Here is a 25,436-nt window from a genome sequence, read left to right as displayed (position 1 = left end):
CGCCTGACCGTCTAACAATGAGTCGGTCGCGCTCCACGTGCGTCGGGGGTGTCCGATGGGAGAACTGAAGGGCGTTCAGAGGAGTTCAGCAGCAGATGGAGGGCATGGGCGATCACGGGCACCGCGAAGCTGAGGCTGGCGCATCAGTATCTCCCCCACATGAGCGTGATCGCGATCGCAGGCGAGGCCAGTCGCATCGCCAGCGGCCAGGTCACCGACTACCTCGCCCGTATCCGTCGCCCCGGCGACCATGCGATCGTCGACCTGAGCGGGCTGCGACTCCTGGACGCCAGCGGCATTCAGGCTCTGCTGAGGTGCGATGACACCTGCGCCGCCGATGGCACCAGCTTGCACTTGACCGGCGCTCTGGGCGACCCGGCCCGGTTGTTGCAGATCAGCGATCTGCCGATGTACGCCACCGTGGAGGAAGCCATCAACGTGGTGCGGGCCAGCGCACGACACAGTTGAGCGTGCGTGCCTTCATCCACCGCCGCTACCAGGACCGAACCACCTTCCTGTAGCCGCCGCCCGCCTCTCCAGCGGACGGCGGCAGCAAGGGCACGTCGGTGGCGTCAGGGTAATCGGTGAGTGCCGGCTGACGGCTGGGCGGGGTGGGCCCACGAACGTCGCCGATCGTCTGCCCCTCAGGGCTCATCGATGACCCTGTTCGACGACAACCCCGTCCCGGCGCGTGAACGGTGGTCGCGGTGGTTCACCCGTGCTTCGCGACCGACGGTCGGAAGCAGGGGCTGTGATCAGCGAGGTTGCCGACGCGTATGCCCACCTGGCCAGGCACCATGTCGGTGTAGGCGTCGGTGTAGCCGCGGGGGACCCGGAAGGTCTGCGTGTACGGCGCGTAGCAGGCCTGCACGTAGAACCACGTTCCCGCCCGTGCGCCCGTGATCCGCGCCCAGGAGGCGCCGCATGCCGGGCTGTGGCGTAGTTCCAGCAGGCCCAGGCTGGTGTCGTACCGGATGATGCTCTGGGCGTCATTGTTGCAGTGCTTGCTGATGGGATCCTGTCGGTTGCACCCTTTCCCCCAGCATGCCCTGGTCGTGTCGCCGATCGACTTGTCTCTCTCCGCGCGGCCCGGCCCGTCCTGGGCGTAGGCCACGGGAACGGTGAAGACGAGGCCGAGGGCCAGGGCGGTGATGGCGAAGGATCGTTGCATGCTGCTTCCTCTCAGTCGGCGTACGACCATGCGGGCAGGTCCCGCACGACGTTTGCGACCTCGACTCTCGCCAGCGACCGGTAGCGAGGGAAGATCTCCAGGCACTGACGAACCAAAGCCCGAACAAAGAGAAACAATCAAACATCCGCCCGGGCGTGAGCCCCGGCGCGCTCCGGGCCGGTTGACCGATCTCACGGAAGATCGGATACTGCCGGCTACGGTGCCCGTCACGGGGACGGGCGGGCTTCGACTGCGTGATCGAGGTAGCGATGGGCAGGCGGGAGGCGAAGGTACCGGACGGGCCTCTCCAGGAGTTCGCCCTCGACCTTCGCGAACTGCGGATCGGTGCACCAGGGGCCCCGACGTATCGCGAACTCGCGCAGAAGGCGAACTACTCGCCGTCAGTGCTGTCCCGCGCTGCGGCCGGGCACACCCTGCCGACGCTGGACGTGACCCTCGCCTTCGTGGCGGCCTGCGGCGGAGACGTCGAAGCATGGCGCCGACGCTGGACCAGCCTGTACGTCACGATCCAGCGCGCCTGCCCCGACTTGCTCGCCGGAGCAGGAGAGCCGCAGGACACGACCGACGCACTCGGCGGTCCCGTACCGGCGGACACCACGACTACTGCCGTGGCAGGCACAGCCCTGGGCCGGATCATCGGACACCGATGGCCGGCGGTCCTTGTCGTCGTGGCGCTGGCCTGCGCCGTCACTCTCGCCGTGACAACACCGTGGGCGCCGGAGGAGAGGCGCGGGGCAGTCCCTCCTGTGAGCGTCGTTCCGTCGCCGACGTCGGCCTACCAGCCGGTCTACCTTGACCGGCGCCTACCGCTACCGGACTACAACTTCTACTTCGACCTGCAGACCGGCGTGGTCGCCGAGGGAGACGGCGAATGGTCGATGAGCACCAACAGCGGAGGGGACGGCCACGGCGCCTTCGAGCTTCCCGACGACACTGACGTCTACATCTCCTCCCAGCCGTCCTTGACCCCCGACCGGTGCAGCGTGCAGGCCACCCCCGCCCCGTCATACGGCGTACGCTTCCGGCAGGTCCCTCCAGGGACGTTCTTCTGCCTGTGCTCCCGCCGGACCGGGGAGATCGCCGTGATCAAGGTGATCGAGACCGACGACGGCAACTACGCCGCGAAGATCGCCCTCGACCACTACCAGCGCCGCCGGTGAGACCGGTGGGCGACGGCCTCCCTGTCCTCGCAGGTGGGGCATCGCGCTGGCGTTCGCTGCTCCCTCCCGTCGAGCCGGCGGTCCGGGCGGTCCGTGCGGCGGGCTCGATGGTGCTGGCCCTGTCGGGATCAGTGGCGTGCCTGGCCCTGATCCTCATGGGCGCGGAGGCGGCGTCGGCGCTGCCCGTCCCCGTTTCCCTGGCCATCGGGCGCGTAGGCCGTGGGCACGACCGTTGGCCGGCATGTCCCGGTTAGACCGTGACCACACTGTCGGCGTACTCCTGGACGAGCCGGAGATCGTGAGAGGCGAAGATCACGGCCGTGCCCTGCGTTTCCCGCAGGCCGGTCAGGAGGTTCATGACCGCGCGGGCGGTGCCGTCGTCCAGGGCCGAGGTGACCTCGTCGCAGATCAGCACGTCGGGTTCGGCGGCCAGTGCTCGTGCGATGGAGACGCGTTGGCGCTGGCCGCCGGACAGCTCGTGCGGATATCGGCCGGCATGGCCGGGGCTCAGCCCGACCTGTTCCAGCAGTTCGCCCACGCGCTCAGGTCCCGCGGCGCGGGGGCGTCGGCGGTGCAGCCGCACCGGCCGTAGCAGGGCGGCGCCGACCGTGGCCGAGGGGTTCAGCGCGCCCATCGGGTTCTGCGGTACGAACTGCACCCGGCGCCGCAGTTCCTGCCCGCGGCGCCGCACGTCAGGATGCAGGGGGAGACCGTCCAGCGTGAGGGAGCCGCCCGCGCGCGGGTGCAGGCCGACCAGGGTGCGCAGCAGCGTGGTCTTGCCCGAGCCCGAAGGGCCGACGACGCCGACCGTGGTTCCTGAGGGCGCGTGCAGGTCGACGCCGCGCAGCACCTGCAGCCGTGCGGGCCCCACATGTGCGGCCAGCCCTTCGGCGCGTAGTCCCGTCTCATGACCAGGTGTGCCGCGGCGCGGCGGCCTGGGGGCGGACGCCTGGGAGGGCGCGCCACCGGGCAGTTCCAGGACGTCGTCGGCCACCTGGGCGACCAGTTCCCGGTCGTGGCAGGACATCACCACCGCGATTCCGCGTTCTGTGGCCAGCCGCCGCAGCAGCGCGCCGATGTCCGCGGTCGGATCGAGCCCCGCGGTGGGCTCGTCCAGGAGCAGCAGATCAGGCCGGCGGGCCAGCCCCCGGGCCAGAGCGGCCCTGCGCTGCTGGCCACCTGAGAGCTCGACGGTCCTGCGCCTGAGCAATCCGGGGACGTCGCCCAGACCGACCTCGCCGAGCAGGCCGGCGACGTCGTCACGGGTCAGGCCGGCGCCGGTCTCGGCGACGACGGCGGCCACGCGCATCCTGGGGTTGAGCGCCGAGCCAGGATCCTGCCCGACGAAGGCCAGTCGGCTGCGCCGCAGCTCGCGGAGCGCGTCAGGGCCGCAGCCGAACACGTCCGTGCCGAGCACCCGCACGTCTCCTGCCTGACGGGTGGTGCGCGGGGGGAGGTCGCCGAGCAGCGCGCGCAGCAGGGTGGTCTTGCCGGAGCCTGAGGCGCCCACCAGGGCCAGGACACGCCCGGAATGGGCGGCCAGGCTGACGCCCGCCAGCAGCTCGGGCCCGCCGGGGGCCGCCACGGTCAGCCTGGTCACCACCGCAAGCGGGGTCACAGGAGTGCCACCTCCGATGTACGTGCCTTGGGGGCGAGTGCGCCGGCGGCCAGGTTGACGCTCATCGCCAGCGCGGCGATCGCGATGCCAGGTGCCAGCACGGCCCACGGATTGAGGACGAGCCCGGCGCTGTTCTCACGGATCATCAACGCCCAGTCGGCGGCCGGGGGCTGGGGGCCGATCTGGAGGAAGGCGGCAGTGGAGATCACGTAGACGCCTTCCACGAAACGGAGCCCGAACAGGGCCAGAACGGTGGAGCGCAGGTTCGGCAGCACCTCGCGGAGGATGAGATGCCAGGTACGCTCGCCACCGGCGATGGCCGCTTCGACGTAGCCGGTGGTCACGACGGGCGCCGCGGCGGCGGTCATGAACCGGACGGCGAAGGGGACGCCGAGTGCGACGGCGGCGGTGACGAGGGCGAACGGGCCGCCGCGCGGCCAGGCCTGGGTGACCAGCAGGATGCCCAGGACGGCGGGCAGCAGCATGAACACGTCTGTCGCCCGTTCGATGAAGCGGCCGTAGGCCGGACGTAGCGCGCCGGCCACGCCCAGGACCGCGGCGATGGCCGTGACGAGCAGCGCGACGGCGATGGAGGACAGGACCAGGTCGCGCCCTCCGTACAGGAGCCTGCTCAGGACGTCGCGGCCGAGCTGGTCTCCGCCGAGCAACGCGCCGTCGGCTCCGGGCGGCCCGTAGGGGATGGTGACCGGCTGGTCCATTGGCAGGGGAGCCAGGAGCGGTCCGCCCAAGGCCAGTAGGAGCAGGATCAGTGCGGGCAGCAGACGCGTCACAGGCGGCCTCCTGCGGCCCAGGAGCGGATCAGGTCGGCGACCAGCAGCACACACGTGATCGCGAGCCCGGTCAAGGCCACTACTCCGGCGATGATCGGGGTGTCGCGGTCTGCCACGGCTCCGGCGAGGAGCGTGCCGACCCCTGGATAGTTGAAGATCGTCTCTACCGCGACCGCGCCGCCCAGCAGCATGCCGGTGGAGGTCGCCGCGCCCACGGCGATGGCGGGCAGCGCGCCGGGCAACAGGTGGTGGCTGAGGACGCGCCGGGGCTGCAGACCGTCGAGGACCGCGGCGGCCACATGCGGTGCTCGCGCCTCGTCGGCGATCGCACCGCGAACGATCCGTGCATTCCATCCGATCTGCGGGATCGCCAGTGCCAGCACCGGCAGTACCAGCATCGTCCATGAGGCAGGGGACCCGTCCGCCCCGGCAAGCGTCGCCGCGGGCAGCAGGTCCGTCCACAGCGCGAACACCAGCACCAGCGCCACCGCGATCACGAACTCGGGCAGGGCCAGCACCGCCGTGGCGGAGGCCGAGGTCACCCGGTCGGTCACCGATCCCGGGTGCAGTGCGGCCCAGCAGCCGACGGCCAGCGCGGTGGCGACGGTGACGGCCAGAGCGATGCCGCCCAGCAGCAGCGTGTTGGGCAGCGGCCCCGCCAGCAGGTCCCAGACCTTCTCCCCGCGGGCGGAGACGCCGAGGTCCCCGGTGGGCAGCCCGGCCATCCAGCGCAGGAACCGCAGGAACACCGGCTGGTCGAGGCCGAGCAGGGTGCGTCGCCGGGCGACGTTGGCCTCGCTCTCCCCACGCTCGGCGGTCGCGTCGGCGGCGTCGCCCGGCAGCGCCTCCACGACGACGAAGACCAGCGCGAGCAAGGCCGCGAGCAGTCCGGCCCGGCGGGCGAGCAACCAGCCGAGCCGCAGCACCGTCAACGAGCCAGCCATGCCCGCTCAAGCTGCACGCGTCCGTACCCGGGAAGCTTCGGCAGGTCCCGGACGGCCGCTCCGGCCAGGTCGATGCCGTCGGCCATGCCCCACAGCACGTAACCGGAGCGCTCGTGCTCGATCTCCTGCAGCGTGCGCAGAGCCTTGGCCCTGGCAGCCTCGTCCAGGGTGCCCACGGCCTCCTTGTACGCCTGGTCGAACGCGGCGTCGCTCCAGCCCGACTCGTTCTGCCCCGCGCCGGTCAGCAGAAGCTTGCTGGCGAAGAACAGCACCGAGTCGTTGGTGCCCCAGTACGTGGTGTAGAGGTCGCCCTTGAGCCAGGTCTTGTCCCAGAACGCGCCGGAGTCCTGCTTGACGACTTCGATCTGCACGCCCGCCTCACGCACCTGGGTGGCGAACAGCGTGGCGGACTCGGCGAGCCCCGCGATGTCGTCGGTGGTGTGCAGCGGGTAGGCCTTGGACAGGTCGAAACCGGCCTCCTGCAGCAGCTGTTTGGCCCGCGCGAGATCGCGTGCGCGCTGCGGCAGGTCCTTGGCGTAGACGGGATCGCCCGTGCCGAGCACGTCGTTGGCGACCTTGCCGTACCCGCTGAGCACCTGCTTGACCATCGCCTCGCGATCCACGGCCAGCCGGAGTGCCTCGCGGACCCGGGGGTCGGCGTACGGGCTGCCCTTGGTGGTGCGCATGACGATCGGCATCGCCATGTCGTCGGGCCGGCGCAGCACCTGCACGCCAGGTCGGCCGGCGGCGACGCGGGCGGCGACGGCGCCCACGTTGGAGGCCACGTCGATCTGCCCGGCCAGCAGCGCGTTGGCCATGGCCTGCGGACTTTCGAAGATCTTCACCTCGATCGCGTCGAGGTACGGCTTGCCCCCGTGCCAGCTGTCGTTGCGGACCAGGCGGGCGTTGCCGTCGCGGTACCAGTCGAGCTTGAACGGGCCCGTGCCCGGCGCGCCGGCCACCTCCGTGGTGTCCTTCTTCATCACGAACGTCGTCAGCCGCATCATCAGCGGGAGGTCGGCGTTGGGATAGTCGGAGGTGAGCACAACGGTGTCCCCGTCCGCCTTGATGTTCGCGGACGTGACGCCCGGCAGCCGGGAGGGACCGGCGGGGGTGTCGCGCAGCCGGCGCAGCGACCAGACGACGTCCTCGGCGGTCACCGGCGTGCCGTCGTGGAAGGTCGCGCCCGGCGCCAGCGTGAACCGCCAGGTCCTGACCTCCTTGTCGGCCTTCCACGCCCCGGCCAGCCGGGGCGCGGTGTTGGCGGTGGCGCCCGGGACGGTCAGCGTGTCGTAGAGCAGACTGATGATCAGATAGTCGCTCTCGTTGGCCTGTGTGCCGTGGGGGTCGCGGGTGATCGCGCTCGCCTTGCCCAGCGCGCCGACGCGCAGGGTGCCGCCGGTGGCAGGTTTCGCCTGAGCCGGTTGGGGCGCGGGGGCGGCGCCGGGCTCCGCCCCGCTGCCACAGGCCGCGAGCAGCGCCGCTAGGCTCGCTCCTCCCGCGGTCATGAGAAGCTGACGCCTGCTCAGGTTCACTTCATCCTCATTCGCACCGATAGTCTTACTTAGGTTTGCCTATCCTAAATGGAGAGAAAACGGCGTGACAACGTCCCCCCTGCGCCACGACGTACGCGAACTGGCCGGACTCGCCGTACCCCTCGCCCTCACCCAGCTCGCCCAGGTCGCGCTGACCACCACCGACACCCTCATGCTCGGCCTGCTCGGCGTGCAGGCGCTGGCAGCGGGCGGGCTGGCGATGGTCATCTTCAACCAGGTGCGCACCATGGGCGTCGGGCTGGTGACAGCGGTCGGCAACCAGGTCGCCGCCGCCCACGCACGTGAAGAGGATGTCGGTGACCTGGTCCGCGCCGCGATGGCGCTGGCGACCATCGCGGGTCTCGTCGGCGGTGCGGCCATGATTCTGATCGGCGAGGCCGTCGCCCTGCTGGGGCAGGAGCCGGCGGTGATCGAGCGGATGCGGCCGATGTTGTGGGCGCTGGCGCCCGGCCTGCTGCCCTGCCTGTGGTTCCAGGCCCTTCGGCAGTTCACCGTCGGCATGCGCCGCCCGCAGGCGTTGTTGCGCATCACCCTGGCCTCGATCGTGGTGAACGCCGCGCTCAACGCCGCGCTCGTCCATCCGCTCGGGCTGGCTGGGATCGGGGCCGCGACCAGTGCCGTCTACCTGGCGACCTTCGTCGCGTTGTACGTCTCCGCCCGCCGGGACCCGGAGCTGGCCCCGGCGCTCACCCTTCGCTTCTGGCGGGCCCGTCCCGCGACCGTGCGCCGACTCACCGGGCTCGGACTGCCGATCGCCGCCACCTACGGCTCCGAGGCAGGGTTCTTCTCTGTCGTCGCCCTGATCATCGGCGCGTCCGGCACTGCCGCCCTGGCCGCGCACACCGCCGTCAACCAGCTCGTCTACATCGTCTTTCAGGTCTCCGTGGGTCTGTCGCACGCCGCCTCGATCGGCGTGAGCAGGCAGATCGCCCTGGGACAGGCCGGTCAGGCCCGGCGCATCGCGCGAGCCGCCCTCGCCTGCGGGGCTGCCGTCATGGCGATCGTCGCGCTGCTGTACCTCGCGCTGCCCGGCCTGGTCCTGCGCCCCTTCCTCGGCGCCGAGGGCGGAAAGGCGCTCACCATCGCCAGCGGCCTGCTCACGGTGGCCGCCGTCATGCAGTTCGTCGACTGCGCCCAGAACATCGGCGTGGGTCTGCTGCGTGGTCTCGACGACACCAAGAGCGGTTTCCGGCTGACTTTGGTCGGCTACTGGCTCGTGGGTCTTCCCCTCGCGGCCCTGCTGGCGGGACCGGCCGGACTGGGCGCGGTGGGCACCTGGCTGGGCCTGCTCGGCGGCCTCACCGCCACAGCCGGCCTGCTCCTGCGCCGCTTCTCCCGCAGGCTGGCCGCACTACCGGTGCGGTAGCGCCAGCCGCGGCTGCTCGGCTGACAGTTGTCCTTCGGCTTCCCGCCGCGCAGGCCGGCCTCCCGGGAAGCCGCGCGTAGGGGAGCTGCGGGCCTGGTAGCTCATCGGGAATGTCCGGCCGGCGGCTGCAATCGCTGCAGGGTCAGTGAGTGGCACTGGTGGGTATCGGAGCGCCGTACGGCGAGCGCGGTGACGAGCGGACCGACTGGAGCGACTGGTGAGCCGTCGAATCCCGTTCTCCAGGCCACGCGGCCTCTCCGCAGACAGGTAAACCTCGGGAGTAGCCCGCTCCACCGGCGTAGCCGGAAGTGGCATGAGGTTACGGCGCCTGTTGGATCGCTGAACACAACCTCGGGTTGAAGACTCATGCCTCATCCCCTTGGAAAATCTGGAGAAACCATTCCCGCCTTCAGTCGGGAGACCACGCGATCGTGAGAGAGGTGATCCGTGAAGAAACTGCTCTCCATCTTCGCTGCTGCCGTGGCTCTGAGCATTTCGGTAACTCCGGCATATGCTCAGGACCCGGCCTCGGAACCGCCCACAACTCAGGAAGACGTTCAAGACCTCAGTCCTGATCCGACCGCATCGCCTGGCGACGTTCAGGGCCACACGCCGCATCCCCTCGATCTCTCCTCTGCCCAGACCGAGGAGACAGATGAAGTGCACGCTGCCGGTGTCATCAATTACTCCTGCGGCCCCGCCTACTGGCCCTACACCTACTATCCCAAGACCAGCGATCGGTTCATCGAGGAGCAGGCCACGGGCGCCTCGCGTGGGGGCGTCGGGCTCTACAACGGTTACGACTACTGGTTGTGGTGGGCATGGGGGAGCAGCCTGCGTGCGGGCGACGTGATCTCCCTCGACTGGGCCGACGGAAACGTGAAGAACTACCACGCCTGCCACAAGACCGTGCCCAGCGGGGCCACCAGCGCCACCACTTACGCCGTCAACTGGGTAAGTCACCGCTGGTTCCGTGCCTGCGTCAAGGCCGGGAGCGCCTGGAAATGCACCCGGTGGTGGGGCGGAACGTGGTAACTCGTTCGGCGCCGACGAGAGATATGGAAATCGAAGCGGTCCAGCCGGACGATTGAACCTCTTCGCCTCGCTTGCAGTTGACCCCAGGGCAGGCGAACACGAGTGCGCCCTGATCTTGCGTTTTCGCTTCAGTTCGCGGTAGTCGTGCTCGATCCGCTAGCGGATCTTGCCGTACCTGATCAAGTCGGCCGGCTCGGTATCGGCAGGCAGGCTGGACAGCCAGTACTTGACCGGCTGGCCCTCGCCGTCGGGCCACTGCGCGATCAGCCACCGCTCGGGCAGGGGGCCGTCGCCGGCGCGAGCGATGCGGTGCCCGGCCGGACGCACCCGCAGGAAGAGGAACTGCGAGGTTATGGCGCCCTTGGAGCCTTCGCGCCAGGTGAGCGTGACCGCTGCGTCGCGACCGGCGGCCCGGACGTGTTCGGCCAAGCTGACGGCGGTGCCGGGGTAGCGCAGGCCCGTCCGGGTGGTAGGCCGGCCTTGGCCGGACCAGACCCGCGGCGAGGGGACCACGTCCGGGGCGTGCGCGAGGGCGTCGCCTTTGACCTGCACGATGTAGCCGATCCCTCGCTCGTCCAAGGCGCCGCGGAACTGACTGCTGTCGCCATAACCGGCGTCGGCCGCCACCAGCGGAGGCTGCAGTCCCTGCTCGATCAGCGCATCGAGCATCTCCACCGCCATCATCCACTTCGGACGATGGCGTTCGGCGCCGGGTATGCCGCATCGGTCCCGTCGCGCGGCCACCTGCCGACCGGTGGCGGCATCACAGGCCTGGTCATCCCATGACGTGGGCACGGACAGCCGCCAATCCAGCGGGCTGGACGCGGTGTCGCTGACCGCGTGGACACTCACCCCGATCTGGCAGTTGGCCACCTTTCCCCGGGGGCCGGAGTACTGCCGCGCCACACACGGTGAGCCCTTGCCGTCCTTGGGGAAGCCCGTGTCGTCGATCACCCACGCCACCGGCTTCACGACCTCGGCGGCCCGTCGGGCCGGCCTGGCCCGCACCGCCTGAGTGTCCCAGGTCGACGTGGTCACGAACTGTTGCAGCCCCTGGTGATCCACCCCGAGTCGCTGCGCCATCGGCTGCATCGATTTACGCCGCCCGTCCAGCAGCAACCCACGCAGGTACGTCGCCCCTTTGGCCCGCTGATCGGAGCGGGTCATGGGCGCGAACATCTCCGCGGCGAACGTCTCAAGGCGCCGCCGGGCAACCGAAAGCTCGTGAGGGGTCATCGCAGCATGAAACTACCCGCATCGGCACAGCCGCCCAACGACACGCCGACCTAACAAAGCACTACTAGGCCGTGTCTCAAAGGATCCTGAGCCAGTCGTTGATGGCAGCGATGTGGAGGGCGGCTTCGTAGCGGACGGCGAGTGTGTCGTACCGGGTGGCGATGCTGCGGTGGCGTTTGAGCCGGTTGATGCCGCACTCGACGGCTGAGCAGGCGCGGTAGTCAGCCGCGTCGAAGTACGGAGGACGTCCACCACGGCTGCCACGCCGCTGTCGGGCGGCGCTGCGGTCGGCGGGTTCAGGGATGGTGCATCGGATCTTGCGGGCGCGCAGGTGCTGCCGGATCGCGCGGGCGGAGTACGCCTTGTCGGCGCGGACGATCTCGGGTCGGGTGCGCGGGCGGCCGGGCCCGAGCCGGGGCACCTTGATGGCGGCCATGACCGTGGGGAACTGTGGCGCGTCGCCGCGATGTCCAGCTGTCACCACCAGGGCAAGCAGACGCTGGCCCTGCTCACAGGCCAGGTGCAGCTTGGTCGACAGACCACCCCGGGAGCGTCCGAGGGCGTGATCGACGGGCTCGGGCTGGGCGCCACCGGGCGGCTCGGACTGCGTTTCGCCGTTCCTGGACGCGCCGGCCGCGTGCTGATGGGCCCGGCAGACGGTGGAATCCACCCCCACCTGCCAGCCGATCAAGCCCGCAGCATCGGCCAGAGCCTGCAGTCGAGTGAGGATCTGCTGCCAGACGCCGGCACGCTGCCAGCGGCGGAACAAGCTGTAGACCGCCTGCCAGGAGCCGTAGTACTCCGGCACGTCCCGCCACGGCGCGCCCACTCGCACTCGCCAGCGGATGCCATCGATCAACTGGCGCTTGCTCCACCGCGACGGTCGACCTGGCTTCCTGCCCGCAGGCAGCAGCGGTTCCAGCCGCGCCCACTGCGCATCGGTGAGGTCGAACCGCCGCGTCACCGCTAAGGTGTCCACGAGGTCTCCGGAGTTCAGGTTCTTCTTGGTCGTTGAACCCTTTACCGGAGACCTCTCTGCATGTCCGGCTACGACACGCCGTTGATCAACACTTCGAAACAGGCCCTAGTCCGATTGAGGCTGGCAGTGGCAAACACGCCCGCCACCGGCTCAAGCCTTTCAAAGATCGAGTGCTGAACGGGGCTCTGCATCACATCGCCCTCACCCTGGAACGCTGCGACCGCGAAGCCCAGAACCATCTGGCCAGACGCGCCAGTGATGGCAAGACCCGCCGCCAAGCCATTCGCTGCTTCAAGTGCTAACTCGCCCGCAAGATATACCGCGCCCTCGAACACCCGCCTCCAACAGCGCGGGCCGCTTGACAAACATATAAGCGTCACGCGATGGCTATCTTCATTTCACGATGCCACGCCTGTGACCAGGGGTAACTCGTACACACTCCCATGGACGCAACCCACACTCGAGCCGATCGTGGCCGTGGAGTAGAAGCTTGGAAAGTTTCGCTGGTCGCGGCCGACAGATTCAGTTAACGTTCCACAAAAGATGCCTTAATCACGCTCCTGGGTATGCGGGCATGAATTCGGAGCGGAGCTTGTCCAGGGGAGGTCGTGTGCTGGCCATCGCGGACGCTGATCGTGCAGGAAGTATTCCACTGACCGAGCGGCCACGGCTGTCGAACGGAGCCACGCCGCGGCAAGCGCTGGTGCAGACGTTGGCTAGCCGTGACCTTCGTGGCGGGTACAGGCCACCGCAATTGGCTTTGGGCGAGGCATTCGCCGGAACTGGTCGGCTGGGACGTCGAGTGAGCGAGAGCACCGATGTGGGCAGATGATGCCGCCCCCCTGATGCTGTCCGCCCCAGGGGCTCGCGTGCTGCTGGTCGGTACGGGCAGGCACCTCCCAGGATCGATGTTGACAGCGGTGCCTGCGGTAGAGCAGACCCTTCTCGATCTGGGCCGTTGCCTGATCGACCGTGCGGGGCTCGAATCAGGAAGCCTGACCGTGCTCCTCGATCCGGATGATCCACGCCTGTTCGGCGATGCACTGGTCAAGGCAGCCGACGAAGCCGACGATGTGCTTCTGCTGTATTACGTGGGTCATGGCCTGCTCAACGTGGATGGAGAGTTACATCTAGCCACTCGGGCAACGATGGACTTGACTCGTGGCATCGCCGCGCATCAGGCCCTGCCGTACTCAACGATCGCAGAGGTGTTGGCTGCGTGCCGTGCGCCGCTGCTGGTGACCATGCTGGACTGCTGCTTCGCCGGAAGGGCCACCGGTGTGCCACGTACCGGAGTGGACAGCGTGTTCGCCGCCAACATCGGGGGAGGTTATGTTTTAGCCGCTGCGGGGGTAGACGAGGCAGCTTGGGCGCCCGACGGAGCCCGCCATACCGCCTTCTCCGGAGCGCTGGTCGACTTGCTGGTGAACGGAGATCCAGCGGCTGGTCCGCGGCTGACCCTGGATGAGGTGTACAGATCACTGTGCCGGACCATGACCGCCCAAAACCGTCCCGCTCCACGTCGTCACGCCCACGATCGAGGCGACCGGCAACCGCTGGTGCTCAACTCCGCCTACGCGGCCGACGCCCGCGGGGTGTCCGCCGAGATCGTCCCCTATCGAGGCCTGGCGCCCTATGGCATGCAGGATGCGGATCTCTTCTTCGGTCGAAGTGATCTCGTCGCCACTCTGATCGATCGTGTGGCGGCGCAGCCGCCACGGACCGGGCCACTGCTGCTGACAGGCCCTTCTGGGGTGGGAAAGTCCTCCCTGCTGCGGGCCGGGCTGGTTCCCGCCTTGCACCGCACCCCTCAGGCCGGAGCCGTGGTGTTCACCCCGACCGCCGATCCCTTTCGCGTGCTGGCGGAGCAGTTCGCCGAGCTAGCCGGATGCAGCCTGGCCGAGCTTGCACAACGGCTGTACGACGATCCTCGACATCTGGCCGAACTGCTCGCCGAAGCTGTACCGCAGCGCCGTGTGGTCATCATCGACCAGTTTGAAGAGATCTTCACGCTGTGCAGTGTGCAAACCCGTCGCGCCTTCCTGGCCGCCGTGCATGCGGCATGTTCGGCCGCTGTGGTGGTGCTGGCCGTACGGGCCGACTTCCTCGGCCAGTGCATGCAGCAAGAGGCGCTCAAGGACGCGGTTAGCCAGATGATCCCCATCTTCGCGCTGCCACCTGAGCGATTACGGCAGGTCATCGAGCGGCCCGCGCACCTGGCCGGACTCACCGTGGAAGCGTCCCTGACTGACCTGCTGATCGAAGACACGACTGCGGCCGGCATGGACAACGCCCTCCCCCTGCTCTCACACGCACTGTTGCGAACCTGGAAGGCCGGCCGTGGATCGGCCATCACCGTAACCGACTACCTGTCCACCGGACGAGTGAGTGGGGCCCTGCAAGAAACGGCCGACGCCATCATCAAGGGCCTCGACCTGGACGGCAGACAGATCGCTCGCCGATTGCTGACACGGCTGGTGCGGATCGGTGCCGGTGCGGGACAGGACGTCATCGACACGGCCCAGCCGATTCCGCTGGACGAACTGCGTCCTGCCCCCGGCACGCCGGAGCGGGAGGCATTCCAGCAGGTGCTGGACCGGTTCATCGCCGCCCGACTGATCACAGTAGACGCGCACACGGCGCGCATCGCTCACGAGGCGCTCATTCACTCCTGGCCGCGTCTGCGCGAATGGCTTGCCACCGACAGGGCCGCCTTGTTCCGCCGCCAGCAACTCGACCAGCACGCTCGCGAATGGGCTGCGCACGGACACGACTCATCGTTCCTGTACGGTGGCACGCGCCTTGACGCCCTTGTCGACGATCAGGCGAGATGGGAAGAGGACCTCAGACGCTTCGGCTCCTTGCCGGAGTTGTCGGCGAACTTCCGGCACGCCAGCCTCAAGGCCCGCGAGCGAGCGTCGCGGGCTCGTCGGCGACAACGCGCGACGGTCATCCTCTCACTGGTGGTCGCTCTGATCGCGGCCACGGCAGTCGCAATCACCGCGGTCACAACGGCACGAGACAACGACGAGCAGCGGCTGATCAGCCTTTCTCAGAAGGTCGCCTCGGACAGTGTCAGGCTGGCCGACCTAGACGGCAACCTGTCGCGGTCCCTGGCTGCGACGGCCTATGGCCTGTCTCCCACGACCGCGGCCCGGCACGCCCTGGCACGCGCATGGAACGACACGCGACGGGCTCTCTTCGTCGGTGAGAACCCCCCTACCTTGACAGCCGTGTCCGGGCGGATCGGTGGCCAGGACGTCATAGTGACCGGGCACGACAACGGCACCATCACAATGTGGGACGCCCTGCACGCCGTTCGCCTGCGCACCATGCGCTCCAGCGGCGCGGTGAACAGCCTGGCCTGGGCCGACCTCCCAGCACCTACAATCATCTCCGGCCATCAATCTGGGCACATGGTGCTGTGGGACGCGCAGACCGGGCAACTCCTGCAGGACATCGAGACGCCTGCCGAACTGAATTCCCTCTGCGTCTCCAGCGTGTCGGGAGCGCCCGTACTCGTCTCCGCTCATACCAACGGACGCGTGTACCTGTGGACGCGAGAGACAGCCACAATCTTGCGCACGGTACGAACCGGTGGGATCGACGCGCAAGTTGGCTGCGGACAGGTCGACGGCTCGCCGATGATTGCCATCGGTGTCGTCATCCCGGACAAGCACCGCGGTACCGGCAGACTCGACATCAGGGAGGCGGCTAGCGGCCGCCTGGTCCATAGCGCACCGACCGGTCGGGTGAGCCGCCTGGCCTGGGCCGAACTGCTGGGCCGCCCCGTGCTGCTGGAGGAATCACGAATTGGCGGGAACATCGTCACTCACACCGCGGCGATATGGGACGCACGAAGATGGACGATCCTGCACGAGCAGTCCCAGAGATGGGGAACCGTCTCACCCGCTCTGGGCGAGCTCGACGGACGACCCGTCCTCGCCTACGGCGCCCAAGGCGGGGTCCAGGTCTGGGATCCGGCCACCGATCAGGTCGTACGAGAGTACAAAGGCGAGAGCAATCCGACGGAGCCGGACACCCCCGTGGTGGTGATGTGGCTCGATGGCGGCAAGTCCCTCGCGGCCGTCTACAGACGCGGCGTGATCGCCGTGTGGAATCCGCGGATCAAGCCATGGCGAATGCTTGAGAGCCACCCTCCGTCTTCGTTGGCCACAGGATTGATCGGCGGACGGTCGGTACTGGCCGTTCAGGCTTGGAAGGAACCAATAGAGGTGTGGGATCTCGCCTCTGGAAAACGTCTACGCACGGTCGATCTTCATAGCGATGTGTACGGCATGGAGTGGGGAGAACTCGGCGGCCAACCGGCCATCGCCAGCTGGCTGGATGATGACAAGGTCATTATTTGGAGTCCGGCATCCGGGGCAAGGATGAGTACTTTCAAGGTGGGGGCAAAAACCGGGACGATGGCATGGGCGCAGGGGCAGCTCGTGACGGGAGGCAGTGACGGCAGCCTCAGAATATGGGAGCCCGGAACAGGTCGGCTCATCAGCGAGAAGAAGGGCAATGCCGCGATCAGCTCGCTGGCTGTCGGACACCTGGACGGCACGACAATCATCGCCGCCGGCTACGATAACGGCGATATCATCTTGTGGAGTCCGGCCGCCGATATCCCCCTACGTACGATGACCGTATCGGGTTCGGTTGACAGCCTTGCATGGCAGGACCTGGGGACCGAACCAGTCCTCGCTGTCGGGCAGTTCACCGAAGGGCGCAACAACGTCCAGCTCTGGTCATCGCGCACCGGCACTCCTCTGAGTAGCCTGCCGATCCCCGAGGGGCTGAGGGCGGTTTCCTGGTCGGTTGACGGCGGCAGGCCTGTGCTTGTCACCGCGAAGGACAACAACATCTTGACCACCTGGGATCCGATCGCCCTCGTTCCACTGAATTCACAGACCATTCCCTATGCAGCAGGCGGCATGTTGCTGCCCGTTATCATTGACGGCAGGCCCATGATTGTCTCCGCGGATCTTGAGGTGCTGAACGATACCCCGGTCCAGGTTTGGGACATGGCCCTCCCCGCCGGCCTGCTGCCGAAGGTGTGTCAACTGATCACGCGGCCCCTGAGCAGGCAGGAATGGCGTATTTATGTGGGAACAAGTGAGCCGTACCGCGACGCTTGCCATACCTGACACGCCGGGACCGTGTGGATCGTTCAGGACCGGTGTACGCCGCGTGTCGAGCCCCGCATGCGCAACCAGCACGGTGCTCAGGTCGCGCGCGCCGGCGGTGGCTGCCGGCACATCTGCGATCATCGCGTCCAGGAGGTGCCGGCCCGAGTCGACCAGCAGCGCATGCGCCCTCGTTCCGGTCAGTAGCCCCGATGTTTCAGTGAGCGGCTCAACCCTCCGGTGCGTCCGTCGGTGACTGGCTGCGTAAGGCGTCCTGGACCTCCGACATGATGGCGCGGGTCTGCTCATTGCTGAGAGTTCTGACCCGGTTGGCGGTGACCGTCACCTCTGTCCCATCCGATCTCTTCACCGTGAGTTTGACGTCGCTCGTGCGATAGCGCAGCCACGCGATCACTACTCCCGCCACGGTGGCGACCAGTTCGGGGGAGCCGGTGACAAACTCCACTGCTTCGGCGACGGGCCCGAGTGTGCCCGGCGGCGGTGCGCTCTCCAGCAGGCGCACGCTGCCCCGCAGGTCAGGGTCTCGACGCAGGTACGTATACAGCCCTCGCACTTGAGCAGCGGGCTCAACCAGCACCAGGGTCAGGCCCGTGCTCTTGTCCTCGGCATTCGCCTTCGAGCCATCCGACACGACATCATTAGGCACCCACGTACTCGACCGATGCAAGAGATACGCGGCAACCTGTCCACGTACCACTCGAAAATGGGCACTCGCATCAGGGGCGGTGTTCACCTTCCTCAACCGGCGGTTGGGGGTTGGTCTCGGCGCCTTCGTCTCGGCAGTCATGAAACCGTCGACCAGGTCGGGTCGGTCGCCGGCAGCATGAGGGCCGAGTGCAGGAAGCGGACAGGCGCGGTCAGTCCGTCGATGTCGCGGCCGAGGCGCTGGGCGACTTCGATCGGCTTGCGCAGCCTGGGCTTCGACGATCGCCCCCAGCAGAATCCGCGGATGGGGTGCTCAGTGGGTCATGACCGACCGATCATGAGAACGGACCTGCCCCTCCGGCGGACCTTACGGCTGGCGGCGAGGATGGGCGTGACCGGCCCAGGCCGCATTCGCAGGCATGTGGTGCGCGGCTGACGCCGTGCTCGGTGCGTGCTCGTACGCCCCGTCACGTGTCATCAGTACCCGGCACCATCTAACCCCCAAAGCACTCCGAGGCGGCACGAACCATCACCCAACGGCATGGCGGGACACTAAAAGATCTTGCCTCAAATCCGATGACTGCAGGCTCGATTCCTGCGGGGCGCGCCCTGATCATGATCTCGCCTGCAATGCCCTGGCGTCCGATGCGGTCCGGCATTCCTGGGCGGCCGGCCGAAGACTCATGGCAATCACGGTGGAGGGCGCAACCGCGCGAATGCCCAGTTACAGCTTAGAGCTGGGGTATGGGGAGGTCGGTTGTGCGTCTCAGATCAGTGGCGGCGCTGGTGCTGGTCTGCGGGAGGTCCATGAGGTGGAGTGGCTGGCGCGCACAGACAAGATCGTTTCTGTAAGGAGGCGGCGTGCCGCAGCTGATTTGACCCGTGGTGCGGCCGCGGCTGCCGAGGTTGGGAGGGGTGCCGTCTGCTGTGATTGGCTCAACAGAAACGCGCGAATCAGCGCCTTTGATCGCGGGTTTTGGCTGGTTCCGTAGCGCCCGGGGATGGAGGCCGGGGACCCGCTGGGGACCACACGCCCTGCTCGCGCCCACGCGAACTGCAGGTCGACGAACGGGGTGCTCGGTGCAAGCGTGCGTTCGACGTGCGGAAACGGCTGCTCCCATGTTCTGGGGGTCAAGGGGTCGCAGGTTCAAATCCTGTCGTCCCGACCAGGTTTTCACTGGTCGGCAAGGGTGTCACTCAAAAGGGTGGCACCCTTTCGCATTGGTGAGTGACTAACTGAGTGACTACCGGGCGAAGATCGTGTCCATCGCCGCAGCTCCTTGCAGGAGTACGGGGCGGATCTGCTTCCGGTAGACGGCTTCGGTGACCGCCGTCCCGCTGTGGCCGACCAGGCGGGCGATGTCTTCCAGCGGAACGCCGGAGTCGGAGAGCAGCGAGACGAAGCTGTGCCGCATCTCTCGGGGCGTCCAGTAATACGCAGACATCCCGGCATCCTTGACGATCCGGCGGAATGCTCGTCTGACGTTGTGGGCGTCGAGCGGTGTGCCGACGAGCGAGGCGAAGACGAGCCCGTGATCCTGCCACTTGTCGCCCGCCGCCTTCTTGTCCTTTCGCTGCTGCTGCTTGTGCGCTTGGAGCGCTTCCACGCAGCGCTTGGGCAGGGCCAGGGACCGTCGTGAGCGCTTGGTCTTGGTGTCGCCTCCTTCACGTACTGAGCGCCATACGGCGATCCACGGCGGGATGTCCTGGTCCGGATCTCCGATGAGATCGACCTCCTTCCAGGTGAGCGCCCGCAGTTCCTCCGTGCGGGCACCGATCAGCAGCGACAGGACGACGTAGGCGTACAGGCGCGTGCCGTCGGCCGCGTCGAGAAGGGCGGTGGCCTGGTCGAGGGTGAGGGACTTGGACGGCCGGCCTTCCCTGCCCTCGGGGATCTCGCAGAGGCCCACGACATTGCGCTTCACCTTGTCACGGGCCTGAGCGAACTTCACGGCGCGGTTCAGGCAGGAGTGGAGCAGCCGGACCGTGCGAGCGGCCAAGACCTTGGCCTTGCCGACGAGCCACCGATCCACGTCCTCGGCGCTCAGCTCGCGCAGCTTCCGGGCGCCCAGGTCGGGGAGGATGTGCTTGTGGCACAGGGTCTGATAGTTGATGACCGTGGCGTGGTTGCGGCCGTGCAGGCCGTAGGCGAGCCAGTTCGTCACGGCGTCCGACACGGTGTAGTTCGCCGGGCCGCTGGCAAGCCCGTCCTCGTAGTCGCGGATGATCTCTTTGAGCTTGGCCTTGGCTTCGGTCTTGGTCCTGCCGCTGGCCTTCTTGACGATGCGCTTGCCCGCCGGGGTGTAGCCGACCGTGACTGAGGCGATCCAGCGTTGCCGGTTCTCGTCCCAGTGCAGGCCGCCGTCTCCTCGGCTGCGTCGTTCGGTCATGGAGCCTCCTGTTCGAGCAGGGAGATGTAGTCCTCTATGGCTGAGGCGGGGATGAGCCGGGTCCGTCCCTGGGTGACGGAGCGGAGCCGGCCGGAGCGCAGGAGTTCGTAGATCACGCTTGCGGCTGAGGCTGAGCAGGTGCATGGCGTCGGTGAGGCGGTAGAGCCGCCGGTCGTGGGCGGAGAGGGTTGGGGTCATTCATCCGCCTGCGCGGCCGCGATGTGGCGGGCGGTCTGGACGCGCTGGCGGATGTGTTCGGCCATGATCGCTTCGCCGGAGGTGTAGCCGATCCCGGCGAAGCGCCAGTGGCCCAGGACGAGGGTGGTGGCGTCGTCGAGAGCGGGCAGGCCGTGGCGCTCGCGGGCCTCGGCGGCGCGGTGGGCGGCGCGGGCGTTGCGCAGGTCGGTGAGGTTGAGGGAGTAGGCGCGGCTCTTGCTGGAGAAGTGGCCGCGGAAGCCGAGCATGTGCGCCCACGGGCGGAGCCGCAGCGCCCGGAACTCGGGGCGTGCGCCCAGCTCCCAGCAGGTACGGATGATGCGCGTGCGTGGTCGGTGACGGGTAGGGCGTCGAGGGTCAGGCCGGGCTTGAGGCCGGTGCCGTGGCAGTGTCCGCAGGGAGTCATCGCGGTCAGCCGTCCGCGTCCGGTGCAGGCCCGGCAGGACAGGCGGTGGTCGACGGTGCCGGAGGCTTCGGCACCCTTGGTGGCGTACTTGGCGATGTAGGAGGCGACGGCGCGTTCGCTGAGCCCGTCGGCGCGTGGGTCGAACAGGATGGGGCGGATGTCGAGTTGTTGGGCCCCAGGTGAGGGTCCGTCGGCCCAGGCCGCTGGGTGGTGTGGTGACGGTGACCTGTTGCGCGGCGGGTGGGATGGCCTGGGTGAGCAGGTGGTGGTCGGCCCAGTCGGGTGGCGGCTGGTGCGGTCCGGCGGGGCCGTCGAGGCGGATGATGGCGTGGAAGTGGATCAGGCCGCGCCGCTGGTACTCGGCGACCTTGGCGAACGACACCTTGACGTGTTCGGCGAAGGCGCGGCGGGTCATCCCGGTCTGGGTGGCCAGTTCTTGCCGGAGGGCGAGGGTGAAGCGGTGCCACAGCGCGCCCGCGTGTGCCTGCCACAGGACCGCGCCGGTGTAGTCGTAGCAGTCGGGGCACAGAGGTTGGCCGAGCCGTTCGTCGTGGGGCTGGTGCCGATGGTGGCAGCCGATCGGGCGTCTGTGCTCGCATCGGGTGTCGTGCTTGCGGGGTCGGCAGGCGCGGCCGTCGCGGTGGGAGTGGACGGGGCCGAAGGACGGCGCGGTCAGGGTGACGAACGCACGAGGGTGCGCGCTGACCGACTCCGGGATGCCCTTGCCGCCGGACAGGCCCGCTCGGATCAGGTGGAAGGTGTCGGCCTGGTAGGTCTGTGAGCAGGCCGGGCAGACCGAGGCCCGCCGGTTGCCGCAGGCCACCATGAGATGCCCGGAGGGCTCGCCGTCGGTGGTGTAGGCGTGCAGGACCTCGCCGGTGCCCGCGTTCACGATCATCGATCCTCCGGCCAGGTGCACCGGGTGGGCGCATCCGCCGGTCGCGGCGACCATGGAGCGCCACCGTTCGTAGTCCGGGGCGTTGATCAGGCGGGCGAGATCGGCCATCCATTCCGTGTCAGATGTCTGCTGACAGACATGGCGATGCACGTCAACCTGTAGTACAAGTAGTCCTGGAAGCTTTACCAAGGAAGGCGCAGCATCAGCATGGAGACCACCACCGACGACAAGGACGCCCGCTGGCGCGTCATCGCCACCGACCTACGAGCCGCCATCCTCGACGGCCGCTACCCACCCGGCGGCGCACTCCCCAGCGAACCCGAACTCGTCCGCAAGTACGACGTCTCCCGCCCCACCGTCCGCAAGGCCATCGACACCCTCGTCTCCGAAGGGCTCGCCTACGTCATGCGCGGACGCGGCTCCTTCGTCCGCCCCATGCCCGAACGCCGCGCCATCCTCATCACCGACCGCGACCGGCCCGACCTCGCCGCCCCCGGCAACCACCCCGACGTCCAAGCCTTCGGCTGGGACCTCGCCCAACGCGACCGCGAAACCCCTCTCTTCACCGGCGAGAAGACCACCGCCAACCGCGACGTCGCGATCATGCTCAGCGTCCGGGCCGGCCACCCGATCATCCACCGCCGCAGCATGTGGCACCGAGGACACACCGCCGTCATCCACGGCGCATCGACCCGCCTGGAGATCAACTCCTACACCAACGCCGACATGCGCCCCGACTGGGACGACCCCAAGCGCCACGCCCAGTACCGCAAGCAGCCCGGCTTCTTCTACCAGTCGCTCGTCCGTGAACACGGCCCTGTCCGATGGCTGACCCTCACCACCGCCCGCATCGCCTACGAAGACGAACGAGCCGCACTCGGCATGGACTACGCCGAAGCCGTCCTCATCATCCGCCGCACCATGGCCCACCCCAACGGCCACCCCATCGAAGTCACCGAGGTCAAAGCCCCCGCCAACCGCTACGAGATCGGCTACCACCGCGAACTCGCCGACGACCCCGAAGCCGACTTCACCCCACAGGAACTCAGCGACAACGGTATAGACCTCGTGATCTAGGCGCGGCCGTACAGCTCGCCCAGGTACCGGTGAACTCGAGGAAGCCTGCGAGCGGACTCTTTCCTGTTGTCGAGTTCCCATGCCTCATCAGTGGGATTGGGAAATGCGAACAACTCATACCCACGAGACCGAAGGGCTTCCGCTAGTTCGTCACGCTCCTGGCCTGTCGCCTGATCCCAGGCCCTGTGGGCTACGTAACCCAGTTCTTCGAACTCGGGCCAGTCATCGTCCGTCCACCTTTCCTGGTTCCGCCTCATCGCGACAAGTCGCTGAACCGCTGGCACATCCACCAAAGTATCGGGCTCATGGGCCACTCGCTCGAAGGACTCCCGGCCAAGGCCGACGAGCCATATCTGGAAGTACCAGAAGCCGTCATCGGACCCGCTCCCGAAGAGGGCGCGCATCGCACCCCACATCAACCATGTGTCTACCTTGCGTCGGGCCACCTCCATCCATGAAGCGAAATCGATGATGTCCTCCGCGGAACGTCTCACCAATCGCTCATGAAGCCATTGCAGGCGTGCCTTCTTCGCGGCGGTTTCTCCCGCGGACTCCTCGATCAGGTGCCAGAACTCGTCGATGTCCATGCCGGCCGATCTTGACATGGGCCGACGACAATTGCTGGCTCAGAGTTTCTTTACTGGTTCAAGGGCTCGCTGCGCTCGCCACGGGGCCGCCGGCCCGCTTAGCGGCCTGGCGGGCTTGCGCGTGCGGCCTGGGAGCCGTTCGCGCCCGCCACCGCACGCGGACCGGCGGCCCCGACGATGGGCTTTCAAGATCCTGCCGCCCCGCTTCCGGTGCTCGGGCCTGGAGGCCCTGTGCTCCGGGTCGGGTTGCCATCGATTCACCGGGGTTGCTGCCTGTGGCCGGGTACGGCATAGCGCAGGGCCGTTCAGACCGCCCCGCGAAGAGACCTCTGCTTCTTCTTCCCTAACCTGGTCTCCGCTTGCAGGTTCGCAGCCAGTTCATCCAACGTCGCTCCGCAACGGACGTTGGACTGGCCGCTTGTACAGGGAACAGACTGTTTCCGAATGGCCGCCCACCCTGCGGCCATGTCGTGAACCTGCCACTCCGGGTACTCGGCGATCAACTTCGCCAAGGTCATGGGCACGGTTGCACTCCGGCGACCGGTGTACAGAGCGGCTGGGACTCCCGAAGCTGGGCGTAGCGGAGAGCGATTCGGTGGGCGGCCCGAGCGGGCTCGGTGGAGGGGTGCCAGGCGTAGATGACTCGCTGTCGTCTCGCGTCCCATGCTGATCGCCACCAGTACCGCCCGCCGTGACACCAGACGACCAGTCCGACCCAGACGGACACCAGTGCAAGCCCGTAGCCATCGTGCACGTCTGCCGAGACGCCCCGAGTGGCGAGGGCGTCGGCCAGGGCTGCGGCGGCGTGGGTCTCCGATCGCGGCGAAGGGGCGCTCACAGCGCCTCCTCTGCGGTCTCCTGCTCCTTCAACTGCTCAGCGAGTTGGGTGATGTCTTCCGCGTCGATCGTCTGGGAGAGGCCGTGATCTACTTCGAGTTGGGAGAGGCGGCGACCGTTCCGGGTGGCCCAGAGGCGGCCCGCAGAACTACGCCAAATGCACCAACCGGGAAAAGCCGCTTGGAGGTCTTCGAGAATTACCGGGGTTGTCATGGGATCAGCGTGCTTACCTGAGCGTGACAAACCCACCGCGTTATCAAGACGTCCAGGACGTTATGGAGTTACGCTCCAGACGTCTCTGACGTCCCCCAGCCCGAGGTGTACTGTGGCCAACGTCCCCCTACGCAGCGCCATGCTGAACGCCCAGGTCACGAACCAGAACTTGGCCGACCGATGTGGCGTGGACGTCAAGACGGTGGAACGCTGGCTGCAAGACGAAACGCGCGTTCCGCACATGCGACACCAATGGGCCGCCGCAGAGGCACTAGGAGTTGAGACAGCCGTGCTATGGCCGGATGCAATTCGCAATACGGTGAAAACTGGGCCGGACAAGGAAGTCTTGACCGTTTATCCGTATCGCTCCGCATGTCCGAAATCAATCTGGCGCAATCTCATCAACTCGGCGCGCAACGAGATCGTGTTCGCCGGTTACACCAACTACTTCCTCTGGCTGGAACACCCCAACCTCGCGAAGGTGCTCAAGCGGAAGGCGCAGCAGGGCTGCAAGATCCGGTTCCTCGTCGGCGACCCGGAGAGCGAGGTCACGCGCCACCGTGAGGACGTGGAGAACGTCCCGCTGACCGTCTCCACGCGCATCCGGATCACGCTGTCGGAGGTCGAGCAGCTACGCGACGTCCCCGGCGTCGAGGCCCGGTTCGGTGACGAGCACATCGCCATGAGCGTGTTCCGGTTCGACTCGGAAATGCTCGTCACGCCTCACCTGGCAAAGCTCGTCGGCCACGACTCGCCCATGCTGCACCTGCGGCGGTATCAGGACGATGGCCTGTTCGACAGGTTCGCCTACCATGCCTCAGAGCTGTGGAGCAACGGCCGTGACGTGTGGCAGCAGCCTCAGCCCACGGGCCAGATCCTGGGTGACTAACTGAGTGACAACCAGGCCGGACGGCCCCGGACTCCTGGGGATTGTACGGGATGGTAATGCCAGGTGGGGGCGGGTATCGATCGTGATCTGGCCCCCACGTGATGTGCCTGGGGGTCAAGGGGTCGCAGGTTCAAATCCTGTCGTCCCGACCAGTGTGATGTCTCGGGACATCGGAAACCCTCGAACCTACGGGTTCGGGGGTTTCGTCTTGTTCGGGTTTGCCTGGGGCTGGTAGTCGCGGGCGGGGT

General features: G+C 67.7%; 19 protein-coding genes and 2 pseudogenes. 7 read left to right on the top strand and 14 right to left on the bottom strand.

The window, feature by feature from the left end; translation table 11 throughout:
- Positions 1 to 159 precede the first annotated feature (159 nt).
- Positions 160 to 468, top strand: coding sequence for an STAS domain-containing protein (locus tag ACWCSU_RS50790; protein ID WP_449944432.1), 309 nt, complete (start codon positions 160 to 162; stop codon positions 466 to 468).
- Positions 469 to 712: 244 nt separating this feature from the next.
- Here ACWCSU_RS50790 and ACWCSU_RS50785 read toward each other — a convergent pair whose 3' ends face one another.
- On the bottom strand, positions 713 to 1,171 hold the full coding sequence (locus ACWCSU_RS50785; protein ID WP_449944429.1) for a DUF2690 domain-containing protein: 459 nt from the start codon (positions 1,169 to 1,171) through the stop codon (positions 713 to 715).
- Positions 1,172 to 1,425: 254 nt separating this feature from the next.
- On the opposite strand from ACWCSU_RS50785, the gene ACWCSU_RS50780 reads away from it, so the two are divergent.
- Positions 1,426 to 2,352 (top strand): helix-turn-helix domain-containing protein, encoded by a 927-nt coding sequence (locus ACWCSU_RS50780; RefSeq protein ID WP_449944426.1) that lies wholly within the window; start codon positions 1,426 to 1,428, stop codon positions 2,350 to 2,352.
- Between the two features lie 250 nt (positions 2,353 to 2,602).
- Here ACWCSU_RS50780 and ACWCSU_RS50775 read toward each other — a convergent pair whose 3' ends face one another.
- Genes ACWCSU_RS50775 through ACWCSU_RS50760 form a run of 4 tightly spaced genes read right to left on the bottom strand, consistent with a single transcriptional unit; the run spans position 2,603 to position 7,240 of the window.
- Positions 2,603 to 3,970, bottom strand: coding sequence for an ABC transporter ATP-binding protein (locus ACWCSU_RS50775; protein ID WP_449944423.1), 1,368 nt, complete (start codon positions 3,968 to 3,970; stop codon positions 2,603 to 2,605).
- Positions 3,967 to 4,761 (bottom strand): ABC transporter permease, encoded by a 795-nt coding sequence (locus ACWCSU_RS50770; protein ID WP_449944420.1) that lies wholly within the window; start codon positions 4,759 to 4,761, stop codon positions 3,967 to 3,969. The genes ACWCSU_RS50775 and ACWCSU_RS50770 overlap by 4 nt, the downstream gene beginning before the upstream one ends.
- Complete coding sequence (locus ACWCSU_RS50765; RefSeq protein WP_449944417.1) at positions 4,758 to 5,705, bottom strand: ABC transporter permease; 948 nt, start codon at positions 5,703 to 5,705, stop codon at positions 4,758 to 4,760. The genes ACWCSU_RS50770 and ACWCSU_RS50765 overlap by 4 nt, the downstream gene beginning before the upstream one ends.
- The gene (locus ACWCSU_RS50760; RefSeq protein ID WP_449944414.1) at positions 5,690 to 7,240 is read right to left on the bottom strand and encodes an ABC transporter substrate-binding protein; all 1,551 of its coding nucleotides are present in this window, start codon (positions 7,238 to 7,240) and stop codon (positions 5,690 to 5,692) included. Before ACWCSU_RS50760 ends, ACWCSU_RS50765 begins: the two co-directional genes overlap by 16 nt.
- A 64-nt stretch (positions 7,241 to 7,304) precedes the next feature.
- Between ACWCSU_RS50760 and ACWCSU_RS50755 the strand changes: the two genes are divergently transcribed.
- Entirely contained in the window at positions 7,305 to 8,627 is a 1,323-nt protein-coding gene (locus ACWCSU_RS50755) for an MATE family efflux transporter (protein WP_449944411.1), read from the top strand.
- A gap of 447 nt (positions 8,628 to 9,074) precedes the next feature.
- Positions 9,075 to 9,662: a hypothetical protein gene (locus ACWCSU_RS50750; RefSeq protein ID WP_449944408.1), complete on the top strand. Its 588-nt coding sequence runs from the start codon at positions 9,075 to 9,077 to the stop codon at positions 9,660 to 9,662.
- A 159-nt stretch (positions 9,663 to 9,821) separates the two neighbouring features.
- Here the strand turns inward: ACWCSU_RS50750 and ACWCSU_RS50745 are convergent.
- The 3 genes and pseudogenes from ACWCSU_RS50745 to ACWCSU_RS50735 form a co-directional block, all read right to left on the bottom strand.
- A pseudogene (locus tag ACWCSU_RS50745) lies at positions 9,822 to 10,898 on the bottom strand (IS701 family transposase); the annotation flags it as partial.
- Positions 10,899 to 10,974: 76 nt separating this feature from the next.
- Complete coding sequence (locus tag ACWCSU_RS50740) at positions 10,975 to 11,877, bottom strand: IS5 family transposase (RefSeq protein ID WP_449944405.1); 903 nt, start codon at positions 11,875 to 11,877, stop codon at positions 10,975 to 10,977.
- Between the two features lie 68 nt (positions 11,878 to 11,945).
- A complete protein-coding gene (locus ACWCSU_RS50735; protein WP_449944402.1) occupies positions 11,946 to 12,212 on the bottom strand; it encodes a hypothetical protein in 267 nt (88 codons plus the stop codon).
- 534 nt (positions 12,213 to 12,746) lie between these two features.
- Between ACWCSU_RS50735 and ACWCSU_RS50730 the strand changes: the two genes are divergently transcribed.
- Positions 12,747 to 17,030, top strand: coding sequence for a caspase, EACC1-associated type (locus tag ACWCSU_RS50730; protein WP_449944399.1), 4,284 nt, complete (start codon positions 12,747 to 12,749; stop codon positions 17,028 to 17,030).
- Between the two features lie 208 nt (positions 17,031 to 17,238).
- On the opposite strand, the gene ACWCSU_RS50725 is transcribed toward ACWCSU_RS50730, so the two are convergent.
- From ACWCSU_RS50725 to ACWCSU_RS50710, 4 genes and pseudogenes are all read right to left on the bottom strand, one after another.
- Entirely contained in the window at positions 17,239 to 17,676 is a 438-nt protein-coding gene (locus ACWCSU_RS50725) for an effector-associated constant component EACC1 (protein WP_449944396.1), read from the bottom strand.
- Positions 17,677 to 18,919: 1,243 nt separating this feature from the next.
- Positions 18,920 to 20,065: a tyrosine-type recombinase/integrase gene (locus ACWCSU_RS50720; protein WP_449944394.1), complete on the bottom strand. Its 1,146-nt coding sequence runs from the start codon at positions 20,063 to 20,065 to the stop codon at positions 18,920 to 18,922.
- 194 nt (positions 20,066 to 20,259) lie between these two features.
- A complete protein-coding gene (locus ACWCSU_RS50715) occupies positions 20,260 to 20,670 on the bottom strand; it encodes a replication initiator (protein ID WP_449944456.1) in 411 nt (136 codons plus the stop codon).
- Positions 20,671 to 20,783: 113 nt separating this feature from the next.
- Positions 20,784 to 21,639: pseudogene (locus tag ACWCSU_RS50710) on the bottom strand (replication initiator); the annotation flags it as partial.
- Between the two features lie 153 nt (positions 21,640 to 21,792).
- Between ACWCSU_RS50710 and ACWCSU_RS50705 the strand changes: the two are divergent.
- Positions 21,793 to 22,662: a GntR family transcriptional regulator gene (locus ACWCSU_RS50705; RefSeq protein ID WP_449944391.1), complete on the top strand. Its 870-nt coding sequence runs from the start codon at positions 21,793 to 21,795 to the stop codon at positions 22,660 to 22,662.
- Here the strand turns inward: ACWCSU_RS50705 and ACWCSU_RS50700 are convergent.
- Positions 22,659 to 23,249, bottom strand: a complete 591-nt coding sequence (locus ACWCSU_RS50700) for a DUF4240 domain-containing protein (protein ID WP_449944388.1) — start codon at positions 23,247 to 23,249, stop codon at positions 22,659 to 22,661. The genes ACWCSU_RS50705 and ACWCSU_RS50700 overlap by 4 nt on opposite strands.
- Positions 23,250 to 24,083: 834 nt before the next feature.
- Positions 24,084 to 24,299, bottom strand: a complete 216-nt coding sequence (locus ACWCSU_RS50695; protein WP_449944385.1) for a hypothetical protein — start codon at positions 24,297 to 24,299, stop codon at positions 24,084 to 24,086.
- A gap of 112 nt (positions 24,300 to 24,411) precedes the next feature.
- Here ACWCSU_RS50695 and ACWCSU_RS50690 point away from each other — a divergent pair, with 112 nt between their 5' ends.
- Entirely contained in the window at positions 24,412 to 25,188 is a 777-nt protein-coding gene (locus ACWCSU_RS50690) for a hypothetical protein (RefSeq protein WP_449944383.1), read from the top strand.
- Positions 25,189 to 25,436: the final 248 nt, after the last annotated feature.

Source organism: Nonomuraea sp. NPDC001699 (assembly GCF_053596455.1).
Note: the sequence above shows the minus strand (reverse complement) of the source record. Positions and strands in the feature narration are given on the sequence as shown.